At 60.7% G+C, this 17442-nt stretch carries 15 protein-coding genes and 1 tRNA gene; 4 read left to right on the forward strand and 12 right to left on the reverse strand.

Features of this window, described 5'->3' with window-relative positions; translation table 11 throughout:
• Window positions 1–6: 6 nt before the first annotated feature.
• Together purQ and purS are read right to left on the reverse strand one after the other, a co-directional pair.
• Complete coding sequence (gene purQ, locus HMPREF1257_RS08320; RefSeq protein ID WP_023023855.1) at window positions 7–690, reverse strand: phosphoribosylformylglycinamidine synthase subunit PurQ; 684 nt, start codon at window positions 688–690, stop codon at window positions 7–9.
• Window positions 691–933, reverse strand: a complete 243-nt coding sequence (gene purS, locus HMPREF1257_RS08325) for a phosphoribosylformylglycinamidine synthase subunit PurS (RefSeq protein WP_005279580.1) — start codon at window positions 931–933, stop codon at window positions 691–693. It lies immediately after the preceding gene.
• A 246-nt stretch (window positions 934–1179) separates the two neighbouring features.
• On the opposite strand from purS, the gene HMPREF1257_RS12675 reads away from it, so the two are divergent.
• Both HMPREF1257_RS12675 and HMPREF1257_RS08330 read left to right on the forward strand, forming a co-directional pair.
• Window positions 1180–1377 carry a hypothetical protein gene (locus tag HMPREF1257_RS12675; protein WP_023023857.1) on the forward strand — a complete coding sequence of 66 codons (198 nt, stop codon included), beginning with the start codon at window positions 1180–1182 and terminating at the stop codon, window positions 1375–1377.
• Entirely contained in the window at window positions 1343–3946 is a 2604-nt protein-coding gene (locus HMPREF1257_RS08330; RefSeq protein WP_023023859.1) for an ExeM/NucH family extracellular endonuclease, read from the forward strand. The genes HMPREF1257_RS12675 and HMPREF1257_RS08330 overlap by 35 nt, the downstream gene beginning before the upstream one ends.
• A gap of 6 nt (window positions 3947–3952) precedes the next feature.
• Here the strand turns inward: HMPREF1257_RS08330 and HMPREF1257_RS08335 are convergent, their stop codons facing one another.
• The 6 genes from HMPREF1257_RS08335 to purD form a co-directional block, all read right to left on the reverse strand.
• Complete coding sequence (locus tag HMPREF1257_RS08335) at window positions 3953–4186, reverse strand: helix-turn-helix domain-containing protein (protein WP_023023861.1); 234 nt, start codon at window positions 4184–4186, stop codon at window positions 3953–3955.
• Window positions 4187–4213: 27 nt separating this feature from the next.
• The gene (locus tag HMPREF1257_RS08340; protein ID WP_023023862.1) at window positions 4214–4897 is read right to left on the reverse strand and encodes a DUF2334 domain-containing protein; all 684 of its coding nucleotides are present in this window, start codon (window positions 4895–4897) and stop codon (window positions 4214–4216) included.
• Between the two features lie 89 nt (window positions 4898–4986).
• On the reverse strand, window positions 4987–7110 hold the full coding sequence (locus tag HMPREF1257_RS08345; RefSeq protein ID WP_023023864.1) for a S9 family peptidase: 2124 nt from the start codon (window positions 7108–7110) through the stop codon (window positions 4987–4989).
• A 106-nt stretch (window positions 7111–7216) separates the two neighbouring features.
• A complete protein-coding gene (locus tag HMPREF1257_RS08350) occupies window positions 7217–8110 on the reverse strand; it encodes a phosphoribosylaminoimidazolesuccinocarboxamide synthase (protein ID WP_198010514.1) in 894 nt (297 codons plus the stop codon).
• A 53-nt stretch (window positions 8111–8163) separates the two neighbouring features.
• Window positions 8164–9603, reverse strand: a complete 1440-nt coding sequence (gene purB / locus HMPREF1257_RS08355) for an adenylosuccinate lyase (protein ID WP_198010518.1) — start codon at window positions 9601–9603, stop codon at window positions 8164–8166.
• A 33-nt stretch (window positions 9604–9636) separates the two neighbouring features.
• Window positions 9637–10911: a phosphoribosylamine--glycine ligase gene (gene purD / locus HMPREF1257_RS08360; RefSeq protein ID WP_034659601.1), complete on the reverse strand. Its 1275-nt coding sequence runs from the start codon at window positions 10909–10911 to the stop codon at window positions 9637–9639.
• A gap of 34 nt (window positions 10912–10945) precedes the next feature.
• On the opposite strand from purD, the gene HMPREF1257_RS08365 reads away from it, so the two are divergent.
• Window positions 10946–11374: an HIT family protein gene (locus HMPREF1257_RS08365; RefSeq protein WP_023023872.1), complete on the forward strand. Its 429-nt coding sequence runs from the start codon at window positions 10946–10948 to the stop codon at window positions 11372–11374.
• On the opposite strand, the gene HMPREF1257_RS08370 is transcribed toward HMPREF1257_RS08365, so the two are convergent.
• The 3 genes from HMPREF1257_RS08370 to HMPREF1257_RS08380 all read right to left on the reverse strand — a co-directional run bounded on the left by HMPREF1257_RS08370 (window position 11371) and on the right by HMPREF1257_RS08380 (window position 15581).
• Window positions 11371–12900, reverse strand: a complete 1530-nt coding sequence (locus HMPREF1257_RS08370; RefSeq protein ID WP_023023874.1) for a cell wall metabolism sensor histidine kinase WalK — start codon at window positions 12898–12900, stop codon at window positions 11371–11373. The two genes, HMPREF1257_RS08365 and HMPREF1257_RS08370, sit on opposite strands and share 4 nt — an antisense overlap.
• Before the next feature lie 14 nt (window positions 12901–12914).
• Window positions 12915–13619 carry a response regulator transcription factor gene (locus HMPREF1257_RS08375; RefSeq protein WP_005279568.1) on the reverse strand — a complete coding sequence of 235 codons (705 nt, stop codon included), beginning with the start codon at window positions 13617–13619 and terminating at the stop codon, window positions 12915–12917.
• Window positions 13620–13835: 216 nt separating this feature from the next.
• Window positions 13836–15581, reverse strand: a complete 1746-nt coding sequence (locus HMPREF1257_RS08380; protein ID WP_023023877.1) for a pyruvate dehydrogenase — start codon at window positions 15579–15581, stop codon at window positions 13836–13838.
• A gap of 159 nt (window positions 15582–15740) precedes the next feature.
• Here HMPREF1257_RS08380 and HMPREF1257_RS08385 point away from each other — a divergent pair, with 159 nt between their 5' ends.
• The gene (locus HMPREF1257_RS08385) at window positions 15741–17264 is read left to right on the forward strand and encodes an MFS transporter (protein ID WP_023023878.1); all 1524 of its coding nucleotides are present in this window, start codon (window positions 15741–15743) and stop codon (window positions 17262–17264) included.
• Window positions 17265–17333: 69 nt separating this feature from the next.
• Here the strand turns inward: HMPREF1257_RS08385 and HMPREF1257_RS08390 are convergent.
• A tRNA-Thr gene (locus HMPREF1257_RS08390) sits at window positions 17334–17406 on the reverse strand.
• Between the last annotated feature and the right edge of the window lie 36 nt (window positions 17407–17442).

Below are 17442 nucleotides of genomic sequence, written 5' to 3' on the forward strand. Positions count from 1 at the left end.
GCCTCCTTAAACCGCCGGCGCTTCCGCGACGGCCTTGATGGCGGATACGAATAGTCCCAATCCGTCGGTGGATGGGCCGGTCAGCGGGTCAATGGCGTGCTCGGGGTGCGGCATGAGGCCCACAATCCGGCCGGTCTCATCGCTTACCCCAGCAATGCCATTGATGGAGCCGTTGTAATTATCGGTATAGCGGAAGACCACGCGGCCTTCGCCCTCGATGCGGGCGATATCGTCATCGCCTGCTTGGAAGCGGCCCTCACCGTGCTTGGCGGGCACCAAAATCTTTTGGCCCTTTTCAAACTCGCTGGTCCAGGCCGTGGTGGAGTGCTCCACCTCCAGGTAAGTATCGGTGCAATGAAAATGCAGGCCCTTATTCCGGGTCAATGCGCCCGGTAAGAGGCCTGCTTCAGTCAAGATTTGGAAACCATTGCAAATGCCGAGCACCGGCATTCCCGCCTTGGCGCGGTCGATGACGCTGCGCATGACGGGGGCGAGCGCCGAAATAGCGCCCGAGCGCAGGTAGTCACCATAGGAAAAACCGCCCGGCACGACTACCGCGTCCACGCCGTGCAGATCAGCATCTGCGTGCCAGAGGTTAATGACCTCGGCGCCGGCGGTGCGGGCCGCGCGGGCGGCATCCACATCATCCAGGGTGCCGGGGAAGGTGATTACTCCGATTTTTGCGGTCACTTACTTGACCTCCAGCTGCGTAACCTCGTAGTCCTCGATGACGGTATTAGCCAGCAGCGTTTCTGCCACCTTATCCAGTTCCTCTGCGGTAACGGAATCATCTACCTCGAGTTCGAAGCGCTTTCCTTGGCGCACATCGCTGACACCGGATACTCCGATGCGACCCAATGCGCGGACGACAGCTTGGCCCTGCGGATCCAGAATTTCCGCCTTGGGCATGACATTGACAACTACACGAGCCATGAAATTTTTGCCTTACTGTATGGGGCTTAGGTCTGCCCGATTCAGTGTAGTCATACCCCCGCCCAATCCCTAGATATACCCCCACTGCAGGGTTTTCACCCCGGTAATGCAAACTCCGCGTAAATCACGACCAACAGGAAAACGAATTTTGCGCGGCACCCAGGTTTCACCGCCTGCTCGCGCACACCCCACCGATTGCGACCCTGGGTACACCGATTGTTCAGCGAGTAAAAATAAAAGGCGTCCATGACAACTTTCTCTATGATTAAGGTGACTTCTATGGCTCTTCGCCGCCTTGGCAGGGTAGCCCTCGCTGCCAGTTTCTCCACCCTCTCCCTATCCGTCGCGGTGCCTACCGCCTTGGCCGCCCCGGATAATTCCACCGCGGTCATCTCTGAGGTCTACGGCGGTGGCGGAAATAAGGGGTGCGAGCTTTTCCAATGATTTCATCGAGCTTTATAACCCCACCGATGCTGCAATCGATCTCACCGGCTGGTCCGTGGAGTACTTCGCCTCCAACGGCAGTAGCGGCGGCAAGATAACCCTGTCTGGCACCATTGCTCCCCACGGTTACTACCTGGTGCAGGGTGCGGCCGGCAATGGTCAGGCCCAGGCTCTTCCCACCCCGGATGCGCAAGGCAAGGTCAATATGTCCGGCACGAAGGGCTCGGTGCAGCTTGCCGATGCCACCGGCAACACCATTGACCTAGTAGGTTACGGCGCCGCCTCCAAGTCTGAAGGAGCTGCCACCGGCTCGCTGTCTAATGACACCTCTGCTTCCCGCAACGCGGCGGGCGCCGATACCGATGACAACTCCGCAGACTTCACCATCGGTGCACCGTCTCCTACCAACTCTGGCAACGAGTCCCCGGCCCCGCAGCCGGGTGGCTCCGATAATTCCGCAGGTTCTGAGAATCTTCCCGCGCCCGAAGGCATAACCCCGATTGCGGAAATCCAAGGCCCCGGCGATACCTCCCCGCTCGAGGGCCAAAACGTTGCTACCCAGGGCGTTGTCACCGGCGTGTGGAGCGAGGGCGGGCTCAACGGCTTTACCATCCAGACCGGCGGCACCGGCAAAGAAGCCACCGATGCCTCCCAGGCGCTATTTGTCCACATGGGTAAAAAGGGCGCCGATAAATACCCCAGCATCGGTGATTCCGTAGAGGTCACCGGCCAGGTTTCCGAGTATTACGGCGCCACCCAGGTCAGCGCTTCTTCCCTCAAGCAGCTCGATACCGCGCTGGAGGAGGTCACCCCGCTCGCCGTGGATGAGCTGCTCCAGGGCGACAGCGCCCGCGAGTCCTTTGAGCACATGCTCATCCAGCCCGGCACGCACACCGTGACCAATAACTACTCGCTCAACCAATACGGCGAGGTCGGCCTCGCCCCGGGCGATGAGGCCTTCCGCCAGCCTTCCGATGTCCACTCCCCTTCCACCGACCCCAATTCCGATCTGCAAAAACTGGCCAAGGACAACGCGGAAAAGCTCGTTACCTTAGATGATGGCCGCACCCGCGATTATTTAAGGACCGATAAGGACACCCCACTGCCCTATATCGCCCAAGATGGCGGCAAGACCATCAAGTCCCTGCGCACCACCGATACCGTGGAATTCCAGCACCCAGTCATCGTGGGCTACTCCCACGATCAGTGGCGCTTCCAGCCCACCGAGCCGGTCACAGGTGAGACCGCCGGCACCGATCTCCCCATCTCCTGGGAAGAATCCCGCGATGCGGAGCTGCACGCCGTTGATGACGTCAAGGGCGAATACACCATCGGCGCCTTCAACGTGCTGAATTACTTCACCTCCCTGGGCGAGGAATTCGGCGGCAGCGCCTATACCGACCGCGAAGGAAATAAGGTCACCGTCAACCGCGGCAAGACCCGCGGCGCCTATACCGAATCCGCCTTAAAGGACCAAGAGCGCAAGATCGTCGCCGCCATCAATGGCCTCGATGCCGATGTCATCGGCCTTTCCGAAATCGAAGATGGCTACGCCGTCACCGGGGACTTTAACCAGCGCGATAAGGCACTGAAACGCCTGACCGAAAAACTCAACGAGGCCGCGGGCTCCGAGAAGTGGGCCTTCGTGCCCTCCCCGTCCAAGGAACAGGTCCCTGAGCACCCCGATGTCATCCGCACTGCGTTCATTTATCACAAGGACGTGGTCAAGCCCGTGGGCGAATCCCGCATCTTCCAGGATCCGCGCTTTTCCGGCACCGCCCGCGAGCCGCTGGCCCAGGAATTCCAGCCGCTCAATAGCGATGACGAGTCCTTCGTCGCCGTGGCCAACCACTTCAAGTCCAAGGGCTCGGTGGCCAAGGGCGACGAGGATTCCGGCGATGGCCAGGGCAATAACCCCAACGTCCGCAATGCCCAAGCCCAGGCCGTGCTCGATGCCCTGCACAAGCAGGACGATTGGAAAGATAAGCCGCTTTTCGCTCTGGGTGATTTCAATACCTACACCCATGAAACCGCGCTCGATGTCTTCCGCAATGATGGCTTTACCGTGCCTGCCGAAAAGTACGGCGCCGATACCTCCTACCAGTTCGGCGGCCTGCTCGGCACCTTGGACCACGTCCTAGCCAATGAGGTTGCTTCGGGCGCGCTTGACGATGCCCAAGTGTGGAACATCAACGCCGACGAGCCCGTCGCCTTTGAGTACTCCCGCCGCAACTACAACGCCGTAGATTTCTACGACGATTCCCCCTTCCGTGCCTCTGACCACGACCCCGTCAAGGTCGGCTTCACGCTCGGCGAGGATGAATCCACCGACGACGGCGATCAGGGCAACGATGCCAACCAGGACGACAACACCGATGGCCCAGGCTTCGGGTTCGGCTCTAGCTCCTGGGGCACCGGCGCCATTATCGGCTTTGCCATCCTGGCCGGCCTGCTCGCTATCCCCGGCTTCATGGCGGCCACCGGCAACCTGCAGAAGATCATCCCCGCTGGTATCTGGGGCATGCTCCCCCAGCAGGCGAAGGACTTCATCAACGGCCTGAGCAAGTAGGAGCGCCTACTCGTATAAGCCCATCTCGTCAGAAAGCACCGCGAGCTCGTCTGCAGCAGCACGCTGCTCAAGGTCTCTCTGGCGTTTATAGCCCTGCACGCTGGAGGCATACAGATGCCGGTGGGCGTATTCTGTATGTCCCTCCAGGGCTCCTTCGTCCATGAGCTCGATGACTCGCGGCCGAGAGACATTCAGAAGGTCTGCCGCCTGTTGCGTTGTTAGTTCATCTGTTCGTTTCATGTGATCTACTATGAGGCCTCCACCGGACTAACGCGGCAGGTAAATGCTGTAATCAGCGGGAGTAGCGCCCGCGTCGAGGGCGCGGCGGGCTGCCTTTACAAAGTCCTTGATGACCTTGCGGTCATCTAGGTTGCGGGCGGAGACGGAAAGACGCACGGTATTGCCGCGCTCGGCGGAGCGCTCGGCCGCGCGGATGATGTTTTTACGCCACCACTTGGCGGAACCGAAGCCCTCACCAAAAGAAAGGTTGCGGGCTTGGTGGAATTTGCCGGTGGGCACCTCCAGGATGCCGCGGGTAGAAGCCGCCGCCTCAAAGGGGAATTTGGGCAGGACCTGCAACGTTCCGGGAGACATGCGCCAGCGCGGGGGCGCGAAGATGGTAGGTTCGAAACCAATCTGCGCCATCTGCCGGGTCGCACCGGCTAGGCGCAGCTTCGCCTCATGCGAATTGAGGTTGGCAAACTCCGCGCGGCGGCCTTGGACTGCCTGGTCAAAACCATTGAGGATAAGCGGACGGCCCGCGGCCGCCTGATCCTTCAGCCACTGTTGAGTGTCCTTGTCCTTGGCCAGGTGCCAATTGCCATCAATGTGCGGGGCGATGAGCAGGGAGACGGGAATTTCCTCCCGGTCCAGAACCGACAGGAAGCTTGTAGCCTGCTTCCGAGTGTCCTCAAAAATACTGGAGATAGAAACCAGAAGGTGGCTAGTCATAGCTCAAATTATCGCACAGTACCGCCAGATCCGCGCGCTGGCCAGAACGCAGGCCAGGGTGCCGGCCAGCGCGTGACCGTGCTGCGCGGTTATTCCGTAAGACCGGTGGCCTTATTGATGGTCCAGGCGTATTCGAAGGCGTTTTGGCGCCACTTATCGTAGCGGCCGGATACGCCACCATGCCCGGCGGCCATTTCCGTCTTGAGCAGGAACTCGCCGCCGGTGGCGGTAGCGCGCAGCTGCGCAATCCACTTCGCCGGTTCCACATACAGCACGCGGGTATCATTCAGCGAGGTGATAGCCAAGATGTCCGGATAGTCCTTGGCCTCAACATTCTCGTAGGGAGAGTAGGACTTCATGTAGTCGTAGTATTCCGGATCGTGGTACGGATCGCCCCACTCTTCCCACTCGGGAACGGTAAGGGGAAGCTCTGGCATGAGCATCGAGGTCAGCGGGTCCACGAAGGGGACCACGGCTTGGATAGCGGTAAAGCGGTCAGGTGCCATATTCGCCACGGCGCCCATGAGCATGCCGCCGGCGGATCCACCTTCGGCCACCATTTGGTCCGGGGTGGTCACGCGGCGCTCGATGAGGTCATCAGCCACAGCGATGAAATCGGTGAAGGTGTTTTTCTTCTGCAGCATCTTGCCGTCGTCGTACCACTGACGGCCCATCTCGCCGCCGCCGCGCACGTGGGCAACCGCATAAATCATGCCGCGGTCCATGAGCGATAGCCGGGTCGCGGAGAAGTACGGGTCCATGCTGGCCTCGTAGGAGCCGTAGCCATACAGCAGCGTCGGATTGGGTTTGGTGCGGTCCAAGTCAGAACGGTGCACCACGGAGACTGGGATCTTGGTGCCATCGCTGGCGGTCGACCAGATGCGGTAGGCCACGTAATCATCCGGAACATAGCCGCCGGGGACTTCCTGTTCCTTTAGCAGCGTGTACTCGCCGGTATCCACGCGGTAATCAAAAAGCTGCGCGGGCTGGATATAGGACACGTAGTTCACGCGGACTACCGGCGCGTCCCATTCCGGGTTGCCGTCCACGGCGACGGTAAAGAGTTCCTCGTTGAAGTTGAGTTCTTCGAATTCCCCGAAGTCATCGCCAACGCGCATGATGGCGGCGCGGCCGATGCCACCGCGGCGGTAGCCCACCACCATGTGGTCGCGGTAGGTGTCCACGCCCTCGATTCGGGTGGTGTCATCGTGTGCCAAAAGCTCCGGCAGTTCGCGCAGGGCGGGAAGATCCTCATCGACCTTGGCATAGCCCACCGCGAAGTTCGGGCCGGTGGCATTGTGGGTGACAATCCAGTAGTCTTCGCCGCCCACCACGGCATGGTCTACGTCGTAGTCAACGCCGGTCTCGCGCGTCCACAGCGGGCGGAATTCGCCTTCTGGGTTGTCCGTATCTAGCACCCAGGCTTCCGAGGTAATCTTCGACCCCACCCCAATGAAGAGGTATTTATCGGAGCGGGCACTGCCGATGCCCACGTTAAAGTGCTCATCCTCCTCATGGAAGACGCGCACATCCGCGGATTGCTCGGTGCCTACCTTATGGCGCCACACCGCATCCGGGCGCCAGGCATCATCCACCGTGGAGTAAAAGATATAGCCGTCGCCTGCCCAGGTAGCGCCGTAGAAAATGCCGGTGAGGTGATCGTCCAGCAGCTCTCCGGTATCGAGGTCCTTAATGGACAGTTCAAAGCGCTCATCGCCAGCGAAGTCCACGGAATAGGCCAAGTAGCGGCCGGAATCTGAGATGGAGGCCGCACCAAGGGCGAAGAAGTCCCTTCCCTCTGCCAGGGCATTGGCGTCCAAGATAATTTCTTCGCCTTCTGGGCTTCCTTCTTCCGGAATCACCGGTGCGGTCCAGGGATCGCTGCCTTCTTCTACCGGGATGCGGCAGGAATAGCCGTAGTTCTTGCCCTCCTCGGAGCGGCCGTAGTACCAGTACTTACCGCGGCGGGCTGGCACGGACATATCGGTTTGTTTAATGCGGGATTTAATCTCTTGGAAGATATTCTCCGTCATCGCATCCAAGTGCCCGGTATGCGCCGCCGTGTAATCGTTTTCGGCATTGAGGTAATCCAGGGTTTCCTGCGATTGCTTATCGCGTAGCCACTCGTAATTATCCACGAATTCGCGGCCGTGAAATTCGCGCTTTACGGGGTGGACTGGGGCTACCGGTGCGGTCGTCTTTTCATCACTCATGCCCTACCACTGTACGCGTCACCGGTTATGCCCCAGCGGCGGGCAACAGCCGTGGGCAACCAGCTAACGCGCGGTTGCCCTATCCGGCCTAGACCGGCCTGGGCGGCTAGGAACGCGGCGCAAGGAAGTCCGCGAAGCGCTCACCCGATAGCTTTTCGTAGGCCTCGATATAGCGCAGGCGGGTGGCGGAAACGACGTCATCGGGAAGCGCGGGCGGGGTGGTCTCAGAGGACTTATCCCAGCCGGAGGCATCAGAAGTCAGCCAATCGCGCACGTACTGCTTATCAAAGGAGGGCTGGACCTCGCCTTCCACGTAGGAATCTGCGGGCCAGTAGCGGGAGGAATCGGGGGTGAGGACTTCATCGGCAAGCACGAGCGTGCCATCCGCATCGAGGCCGAACTCGAATTTGGTATCGGCCAAGATGATGCCCTTCTCCTCCGCCAGCTGGGCTGCCTTGGCGTAAATGCGCAAGGTAGCCGCGCGTAGCTCCTCGGAGCGCTCGCGGCCGAGCTTATCTGCCACGTGTTCGAAAGAGACGTTCTCATCGTGATCGCCCTGCTCCGCCTTCGTAGCAGGGGTGAAAATGGGTTCGGGCAGGCGGGAGGCCTCGACAAGGCCTGCGGGCAGCTCGATGCCACAGACGGTGCCGTCTGCCTGGTATTCCTTCAAGCCGGAGCCGGTAAGGAAACCGCGCGCCACGCACTCGAAGGGCAGCATGTCTAGCTTCTTGACCACCATGGCGCGACCCAAGCATTCTTCCGGAATGCGCTCATCATCGAGGGGCCCGGCGAGGTGGTTGGGAAAGTCGATGGCATCGAAGAAGAACTTCGAGGTAGCCGTGAGAACTCGGCCCTTATCAGGGATGGCCGGTTCCAAGGCAAAGTCGTAGGCGGAGATGCGGTCAGAGACCACCATCAGCAGGGTGGTGTCATCCACATCGTAAATATCGCGGACTTTACCGGAGGCTACATGGGTATAAGAAGAAAGCTCAGGACGCATGGTCTTCATCATAACGCGCGGGCGTGCGCGGGAACGTAAGCCCGCGCACAGCGCTAAAGGATTTCGCCCGGTGTATAAGCCGCGGCCTTGGGGTGCTCGCCCACAAGGGCCTTGATGCGGTTTAGGACCTGGGAGACTTGGGATTCGGCGGCGCCGATGAAGGCGTGCTTATCCTCGAGGACCCTTTCGAGCTCGGCCTCGTCCATGGGCAGGCGGTCATCTGCGGCAAGGCGCTGGACCAAGTCCTGGTTGCCGCCGTTTTCGCGCATATTCAGGGCCACGGCCACGGCGTTTTCCTTGATGACCTCGTGGGCGGTCTCGCGGCCCACCCCGGCGCGCACCGCCGCCATGAGGATGCGGGTGGTGGCGAGGAAGGGCAGGTAGCGCTCCAGCTCGCGGTCGATCATGGCGGGGAAGGCTCCGAATTCATCGAGCACGGTAAGGAAGGTTTCGAATTGGCCGTCGATGGCAAAGAAGGCATCGGGAAGCGCCACGCGTCGCACCACCGAGCAGGAGACATCGCCCTCGTTCCACTGGCTGCCGGCGAGGTCTGCGGCCATGGTGAGGTAGCCACGCAGGATGACCTGCAGGCCGGTCACGCGCTCGCAGGAGCGGGCGTTCATCTTATGCGGCATGGCGGACGAGCCCACCTGGCCTTCCTTGAAGCCCTCGGTGACGGTCTCGTTGCCGGCCATCAGGCGGATGGTGGTGGCAAGCGATGCCGGGGCGGTGCCCAGGGAGACGAGGCAGGAGATGGCATCGAAATCCAGCGAGCGCGGGTACACCTGGCCCACGGAGTTGAAGATGCGGCGGAAGCCCAGGTAATCCGCAATATTGGTCTCTAGGGAGGCGAGCTTATCCTCGGAACCGCCCATGAGATCCAGCATGTCCTGCGAGGTACCCATGGGGCCCTTGATGCCGCGCAGCGGGTAGTGCGACAGCAGGTCTTCCACGCGCTCGATGGCCAGCAGCATTTCATCGCCGGCGGTGGCAAAGCGCTTGCCCAGCGTGGTGGCCTGCGCGGCCACGTTGTGCGAGCGCCCGGCCATGACCAGGGATTGGTACTCGGCGGCGTGGCGGCCGATGCGCGAGACCACGGCGATGGCCTTATCCCGGATGATTTCCAGCGAGGTGTGGATCTGCAGCTGCTCCACGTTCTCGGTGAGATCGCGGCTGGTCATGCCCTTGTGGATGTGCTCGTAGCCGGCCAGCGCATTGAATTCTTCGATGCGGGCCTTCACATCGTGGCGGGTGACGCGCTCGCGCTCAGCAATGGATTCGAGGTTCACGTCCTCGATAACGGCTTCATACGCGCTAATGGCCTTGGCGGGGATGTCCACGCCCAGGTTCTTCTGGGCGTGCATCACGGCGATCCACAGCTTGCGCTCGAGGATGATTTTATGCTCCGCGCTCCAAATATTGGCAAGCTCCGCAGAAGCATAACGGGAGGACAGGACGTTGGGGATATTCTTCTTCTCAGCCACGTGGCTTATTATTCCATGCCTGCCCTCCCCCGTGGCTACTTGCTAGATAGAAATTTCACCGGCTGCCGCACGCTTGCCAATGTCCCCACGGACAAACCCTCCCGCAAATTCAATGCCCTGAGCGGTGGCGTAGGCATTCTCGCGCGCGGCATCTAGCGTGTCTCCCTTGCCCAGCACGTTGAGCACGCGGCCACCATTGCTTTGGAATACCCCATTGGAGCGTTTCGTGCCGGCGTGCAGCACGCGCTCTGGATCCTCGAGGCCCTCGCCCGTGATGGCATCGCCCTTGCGGGGCGAGGCGGGGTATCCCTCGGCTGCCATGACCACGGTGATGGCATAGCCATCTTCCCACTGAAGGGGCTCGAGTTCTGCCAGCGTGCCGGTGGCAGTGGCGTTGAGCGCTTGCGCCAGCGGGGACTGTAGGAGCGAGAGCACCGCTTGGGTTTCTGGGTCACCAAAGCGACAGTTAAATTCCACCACCGCTGGGCCCTCGTCGCCCCAAGCTAGCCCGGCATAGAGCAGGCCGGAATAGGGGGTGCCGCGGCGCACCATTTCCTTGGCAACCGGGGTACATACCTCGTCGACGATGCGCTGCACGTCGTCCTTGCCCAGCCACGGCAGCGGTGTGTACGCGCCCATGCCGCCGGTATTGGGGCCTTCGTCGTTATCGTAGGCGCGCTTGTGGTCCTGGGCGGGCAACAGCGGCACGACGGTCTCGCCATCGACAAGGCAAAATAGCGATACCTCGGGGCCGTCGAGGAACGATTCCAAGAGCACCGGATTGCCGGCGCCTAAGACCGCATCTACATGCGCGCGGGCGGCGGCGCGCTCGCCGGTGACTACCACGCCCTTGCCACCTGCCAGCCCATCATCTTTGACCACGAACTGCGGGCCAAAATTATCCAGCGCGGCCTCAATATCGGTATCGCTAGCGCCTGGGCGCAGCTGCTCCGCGCGGGCCGTCTTGACCCCAGCGGCTTCCATGACTTCCTTGGCAAAGGCCTTGGAGCCTTCAATTTGGGCCGCGTCCTTATTCGGCCCAAAGACGGCGATGCCTGCTGCGCGCAGCGCATCCGCCACGCCGGCGACCAGCGGCACCTCAGGGCCGATGACCACGAGCTCGGCAGCGATCTCCCGGGCCAGTTCCACCATGCGTTCTGGATCATCTACCTGGGAGTATTCCGGGTGCAGGGTAGCCAGCGGTTCCATGGCCGCGCTGCCGGGCGCGACGTGGATCTCCGTAGCCTGTGGATCAGCGTGCAGTCCTTTCACGAGGGCGTGTTCACGGCCGCCCGAGCCAATTACGAGAATGCGCATGCCCACTATCATAGCTGGGGGTAGCCTGGCAGCTATGGCTTCTGTATTTAGCAAAATCATCACTGGTGACCTACCCGCCCGCTTTGTCTACCGCGATAAGACCTGCGTGGCATTTCTCTCCATCGAGCCGCTGCGCTACGGCCACACCCTGGTCGTGCCCGTAGAGGAAGTGGATAAGTGGACCGACCTGGATCCGCAGACCTGGGCGCACCTGAACGAGGTGGCCCTGGAAATCGGTGAGGCCATCAAGAACGCGTACGACACCCCGCGCACCGGTTACGTCATCGCCGGCTTCGATGTGCCGCACACCCACATCCACCTCTTCCCCACCGAGAAGATGGAAGAGTACGACTTTTCCAAGGCCTATGCCGCCGAGGACACCGACGATGCCGCCATGGATGAGGCGGCCGCGCGCATCCGCCAGCACCTAGGCACCAACGAGGATGGCTACCGCGAGGACTAATCCTCTGGTTCCTCCAGCGCGGGCAGGCGCACCGTAAAGGTGGTGCCCTGGCCCAACTTGGAGTCCACGCTGATGCTGCCGCCGTGCTGTTCCACCAAGGAATGCACGATGGCAAGGCCCAAACCGGATCCGCCGGTATCGCGCGTGCGCGAGGAATCCGCGCGGTAGAAGCGCTCGAAGATGTGGGCGGCGTCCTCGGACGACATTCCCTTGCCGTCATCGATGACATCCACAAGGATGTCCTTGTTGTCGCGGCGCAACTGCAGGGTGACCGTGGCATCCTCGCCGCCGTGGCGCAGCCCATTGGTAATCAAGTTGAGCAGAACTTGGTGGAGGCGGTCTGCATCGCCATTGACCACGGGGATGGACTGCGCATTATTGACCACCTTGACCTCGCGCTCGGGGAAGGCAGCGCGCGCGGACGATCCCACCGAAAGGGAAAGTTCCAGAAGGTCCACCGGCCGCAGGTCTAGACGCGTTCCTTCCGCGCGGGTAAGCGCAAGCAGATCCTCTACCAGCAGCGACATGCGCTTGGATTCCTTATCGATCTTGGAAAAGACCAGATCGACATCGTTTGTCGCCCCGGAGCGATAGAGCTCCGTGTAACCGCGCAGGCTGGTCAGCGGGGTGCGCAGTTCGTGGGAGGCATCGCCGACAAAGCGGCGCATCTGTTCCTCTTTTTCCTGCGCCGTAACGACCGAGCGCTGCAGGTGGCCCAGCATGATATTGAGCGCGGCGGCCAATTGGCCAACCTCCGTATGCAGCGGCCATTCAGGCACGCGCTTGTCCAGATCGCCGGCCGCGATTTCCGATGCCGTCGATTCCACCACCCGCAGCGGCCGCAACGCCCTACGGATAAACCAGAAGCCCACGCCGGCCATGGCTGCCAAGGCAATCGCTGCAATGGATACCTGCACCATGGCAAGGCCGTGCAGGATCTCCTTTTCATGGGTCATGTCCTTGGCAATGACGGTGATAACGCCATTGGAATCCGCAAAGGCCAGCGCGCGCCACTTGGTGTTATTTTCAATCGAGCCCACCGTCGTGGGGTACCCGCCCAAGGGAACGCCCTCCACGTCCGGGGTGGTGGACGTGGGCCCCGAATAGCGAATGGTGCCATCCGGAAGGTAATTGAGCACCACGTATTCCGTGGGCGGGCGCTTGGTGTGATCACCTAAAAAGAAGTCATTGCCCACATCGCGTGCCCAGGAAGACGACGCTGAGCGCAGTTCGCTATCGACGTTGTTATACAGCACGTTGCGCATGATCGAGTTCACGGCAAAGGACGAACCCGTCAACCCGAGGCCGGAGATGACCACGAGGAGAACCACAAGCCAGGTGCGCAGGGGCATCGCCTGCGGAATCTGCTTGATGTAGTCGCGCTTGGAGCGCTTCTTTTTCTTTCCCTGCCCCTGCTGTGGCAGCTGATCCAGCTGCTCATGCCACTTCTTTGGCGGCTGCTGCGGCTGCTGGGGCTGGGACTGCGCGGTCCTTCCCGCAGCGGGGTTCTCCTGTGAATCTGCCATTATAAAACGTCAGTTTAGGATCGCGGGGTGCGCAGCACATAGCCAACGCCGCGCACGGTGTGGATAAGCTGCGTATCGCCGGTATCGATCTTGCGGCGCAGGTAAGAAATATAGGATTCCACGACGTTGCCATCGCCGCCGAAGTCATAGTGCCAGACGTTGTCCAGGATCTTGGACTTGGAGAGCACCACTTCCTTGTTTTGCATGAGGTAGCGCAGGAGGTTGAATTCCGTGGGAGAAAGCTCAATGAGCTCGCCGCCCTTGGTGACCTCGTGGGTATCGTCATTCAAGGTCAGATCGGCATAGCTCATGGTGGCGTCGTTAGAAGACTCCTCGGCGGCACCGCCGCGGCGCATGATCACGCGCAGGCGGGTGATGACCTCTTCGAGGCTAAAGGGTTTGGTGACGTAATCATCTGCGCCGATGGTCAGGCCGTGAATGCGCTGATCCACGCCGTCCTTGGCGGTCAGGTACAGCACTGGGCCATCCAGGCCTTCCTGGCGCAGCTTGCCCAAGAGCTCAAAACCGTCCATCCCCGGCATCATGACGTCCAAAATGTAGGCATCCGGGTTGACCTCGCGCGCCACGCGCAGGGCCTCATTGCCCGAGTTGGCGCTGTAGACCTCAAAATTTTGGAACTTCAACGATACCGTCAAAAGCTCCACGATATTCGGCTCGTCATCAACGACGAGGACTTTGGCAAGTTTATTGTCTTCCATGCGTCCTGTAGCTCCTATTACTTCCTGTCATCTGCACACCTGCGTGCGTGCAAGCTTCACTAAACCATCATGGCAAACCCAGTTTCTAGCCTACTGATAAGTTTCTGACTGAAACCTGTGAAAGCAAAAAAGCCACGCTTCCCCTTCCCAACCGTGGAACGGAATCCGCGGTAAGAAAAAGGAAGCGTGGCTAGCGCGCTATTTGGCAGTTATAGCTTAGAAGTCCTGCGGGCGCGGGATATTGCGCAGGTTGGACTTGGCCATGGACAGCATGGAGCCCACGCCGCCGCCGAAGACGGTGCGGGTAGCGGCCTTGGAGAAGCCCAGGAGCTGATCGAAGGTCAGCGTCGGTGGCAGGGACAGGGCGTTGGGGTCAGTGACGACATCGATAAGCGCAGGGCCGTTATAAGCCAAGGCCTTCTTGATCTGCTTCGGAGCCTGCTTCGGATCCTCGATTCGGAAGGTCTTGATGCCGGCGGCTTCTGCGATCTTGGAAAAGTCCACGGACTCGTGGTCGGTCTCGTGCTCTGGGATGCCGCCTACCAGCATCTCCAGCTTGACCATGCCCAGCGAGGAGTTATTGAACACGAACATCTTGACCGGCAGCTGGTGCAGCTTGACCGTCAGCAGCTCGCCCATGAGCATGGACAGCCCGCCGTCGCCAGAGAAGGTAATGACTTGGCGGCCAGGATTAGCCTGCTGCGCGCCGATGGCCTGCGGCAGGGCGTTTGCCATGGTGCCGTGGCGGAAGGAGCCGATCTGCTCGCGCTTGCCATTCGGGGTGATGTAGCGCGCGCCCCAAACGTTGCACATGCCGGTATCGACGGTGAAGATGGCGTCATCGTCGGCCTCTTGGTCAATGAGATCCGCAATGTACTCGGGGTGGATCGGGGTGTGCTTTTCCACGTTGGAGGTATAAGCCTCCACGACGTGCTCCAGCTTGTCGTAGTGCTTCTTCAGCATCTTATCCAAGAAGGAGCGGTCCTTCTTCTCCTCCACGTGCGGCAGGATGTTGTCGATGGTGGCGGCAACGTCACCGGTCACGGGGTAGGAGATCTTGGTGCGGCGGCCGATATGGGCACCGTTGATATCCACCTGTGCCACATTGCCCTTAGGCAGGAAGTCGTTATATGGGAAGTCCGTGCCCAAGAGGATCAGCAGGTCTGCCTCATGGGTGGCCTCATGCGCGGCGCCGTAACCCAAAAGGCCGGACATGCCCACGTCAAACGGGTTATCGTACTGGATGTACATCTTGCCGCCGAGCGCGTGACCGATGGGGGCCTTGACCTTTTCCGCCAGCTGCAGCACCTGCTCACGGGCATTTTTCGCGCCGGCGCCGACAAAGAAGGCGACGGACTCGGCTTCATTGATGGCCTGGGTCAGCGCTGCGGCCTCGGCCGGGTCCGGGTAGACCACGGGGCGGCCGGAGGAGATCTTGGATTCTACGAAGGTGTCATCATCAACCTCTTCGGTAGAAACGTCGCCAGGGATAACCAGCACGGACACGCCGTTGCCGGCCATGGTGGACTGGATGGCGTGGTGGAGCACTACCCCGCCCTGGTCACCGGACATGACCATTTCGCAGTAACCGGAGCACTCCTGGAAGATCTGCTCTGGGTGCGTTTCCTGGAAGAAGTGGGAACCAATCTGGCGGGAAGGAATGTGCGATGCCAGGGCCAGCACCTTGGCGCCATTGCGGTTGGCATCATAAAGGCCCTGGATGAGGTGGGTATTGCCCGGGCCACAGGAGGCCGCGCAAACGGCCAGCTTGCCGGTGGTCAGCGAGTCCGCCTCGGCGGCAAAGGCCGCTGCTTCCTCATTGCGCACGTGGATCCACTCGATGGAGGAGCGGCGCACCGCGTCCACGATCGGGTTGAGGGAGTCTCCCACGAGGCCATAAATGTGCTCGACGCCCCGCTTTTCTAGCGTCTCAACAAGTTGTTCTGCGTAATTGCGTGCCATTAAACATCATCCTTAACTCTTTAACTGTTCTAGTACCACTGTGCTACTAAACGTGCAGGAAAGTCCAGCAATTCCTGCATACTCACACCACCGGCCTATCTGTGAGGAAGGCAATACTAACCTGAATTATCACACACTGATTCGCTACGGTTTCTAGCGATGAGCATCGAGTCACCTGATACTGCCACTAAGCCCCCGCACCGCGCGGCCGCGGCGCCCTCCACCCCAGCACAGCGGTGGTCCTTCTTTGCCGTGGTGTCCTTGGGGCTGCTCATGGTGGGCCTGGATAATTCCATCCTTTATACGGCACTGCCTCAGCTAACGCAGCAGCTGCACGCGACAGACATGCAGCAATTGTGGATCATCAATGCCTATACGCTGGTTTTATCGGGCTTGCTCCTCGGTACCGGCACGTTGGGCGATCGCATTGGCCACCGCCTGATGTTCCTCATTGGCCTGGCCACCTTTGGCACCGCCTCCCTCGTTGCGGCTTATTCGCCCAATGCCTGGTTGCTCATCGCCGGCCGGGCTTTATTGGGCTTGGGCGCTGCCATCATGCTGCCTTCTACCCTGGCGCTTATCCGCCTGACCTTCCCCAATGAGGTAGAGCGCAATAAAGCCATCGGTATCTGGAGTTCTGTCGCCGTCGTGGGCGCTGCCGCTGGGCCCACCGTGGGCGGATTCCTCCTAGAGCATTTCTGGTGGGGCTCCGTCTTTTTGATCAACGTGCCCATCGTGGCCCTCGCCATCATCCTTACCTTCCTCCTTGGCCCACCCAACCTGCCGAATCCGCACAAGCACTGGGATTTCCCCTCCTCGTTCTATGCGCTTATCACCCTGTCCAGCCTGGTCCTAGCTATTAAGACGGCGGCGGCCACCCAGATCAATGTCGCGCTGCTGGTCTGTTCCATTGCCGCTTTCTTACTCGGCGCCGCAGCCTTTGCCCACCGGCAAAGCCGGCTTAATGATCCGCTTTTGACCTTTGACATCTTCCACTCACCCACTTTTACCGGCGGCGTGCTTACCGCCGGTGGCGCCATGTTTGGCCTTACGGGGCTTGAACTGCTTACCACCCAAAAGCTCCAGCTTGTCGATGCCCTCTCGCCCCTCGACGCCGGCCTTTTCATCTCCGCCATGGCGGTTGCGGCCATCCCCACCGCCATTGTGGGCGGCACCATCTTGCACCGCGTGGGCTTTTTGCCCATCATCAGCGGCGGTTTCCTGAGCATGTCCATCGGCATGCTGGGCATCATCTGGGCCGACCGCGCCGATAACCTCGCGGTATTTATTACCGGCCTCATCCTTACCGGCTTAGGTGCTGGCTCCTCGATGTCTGTTTCTTCCACCGCCATCATCAATGCCGCCCCCTCCCACCGGGCGGGCATGGCCTCTGGCGTGGAAGCCGTCTCCTACGAATTCGGCACGCTGCTTTCCATCGCCATAACCGGCTCCCTCGTGCCGCTACTGATGACGCACAAGCTTCCCGATGCCCTCGCCCCGCAAGGCACCGACGCACTCCTATCACCCGCCACGCACGACACCGCCGCGGCGGCGTATGATTCCGCGTATTTCCTCACCGTCGGCGGGCTTGCCTGCACCACCTTCATCTTCGCGGTACTAACCGCCTGGTGCTTCCGCGATAACCCGAAGTCCGGGGCGCTGTCTGCGCAAAGTAGCGGGTAAATAGCCACCTGGCTGACTTGTAAACTTTTACCCCCTAACTGTTTGTGCAGCTAGGGGGGTAGTTTTTTGAGCTGGAGACGAGACTTGAACTCGCAACCTACGCATTACAAGTGCGTTGCGCTACCAATTGCGCCACTCCAGCACCGCGGAATTTCTTCCGCTCGTTGCATGGTACCCG

It is taken from the genome of Corynebacterium sp. KPL1814 (genome assembly GCF_000478175.1).
Lineage (GTDB): Bacteria > Actinomycetota > Actinomycetes > Mycobacteriales > Mycobacteriaceae > Corynebacterium.

What these genes read in the sequence shown, in the direction of transcription:
- HMPREF1257_RS08370 (WP_023023874.1), bottom strand. Translation starts at nt 12,900, where the DNA reads ATGGCAGATTCACAGGAGAACCCCGCTGCGGGAAGGACCGCGCAGTCC.
- purS (WP_005279580.1), bottom strand. Translation starts at nt 933, where the DNA reads ATGGCTCGTGTAGTTGTCAATGTCATGCCCAAGGCGGAAATTCTGGAT.
- purD (WP_034659601.1), bottom strand. Translation starts at nt 10,911, where the DNA reads ATGCGCATTCTCGTAATTGGCTCGGGCGGCCGTGAACACGCCCTCGTG.
- HMPREF1257_RS08335 (WP_023023861.1), bottom strand. Translation starts at nt 4,186, where the DNA reads ATGAAACGAACAGATGAACTAACAACGCAACAGGCGGCAGACCTTCTG.
- HMPREF1257_RS08380 (WP_023023877.1), bottom strand. Translation starts at nt 15,581, where the DNA reads ATGGCACGCAATTACGCAGAACAACTTGTTGAGACGCTAGAAAAGCGG.
- HMPREF1257_RS08340 (WP_023023862.1), bottom strand. Translation starts at nt 4,897, where the DNA reads ATGACTAGCCACCTTCTGGTTTCTATCTCCAGTATTTTTGAGGACACT.
- HMPREF1257_RS08345 (WP_023023864.1), bottom strand. Translation starts at nt 7,110, where the DNA reads ATGAGTGATGAAAAGACGACCGCACCGGTAGCCCCAGTCCACCCCGTA.
- HMPREF1257_RS08365 (WP_023023872.1), top strand. Translation starts at nt 10,946, where the DNA reads ATGGCTTCTGTATTTAGCAAAATCATCACTGGTGACCTACCCGCCCGC.
- HMPREF1257_RS08350 (WP_198010514.1), bottom strand. Translation starts at nt 8,110, where the DNA reads ATGCGTCCTGAGCTTTCTTCTTATACCCATGTAGCCTCCGGTAAAGTC.
- HMPREF1257_RS08375 (WP_005279568.1), bottom strand. Translation starts at nt 13,619, where the DNA reads ATGGAAGACAATAAACTTGCCAAAGTCCTCGTCGTTGATGACGAGCCG.
- HMPREF1257_RS12675 (WP_023023857.1), top strand. Translation starts at nt 1,180, where the DNA reads ATGACAACTTTCTCTATGATTAAGGTGACTTCTATGGCTCTTCGCCGC.
- HMPREF1257_RS08385 (WP_023023878.1), top strand. Translation starts at nt 15,741, where the DNA reads ATGAGCATCGAGTCACCTGATACTGCCACTAAGCCCCCGCACCGCGCG.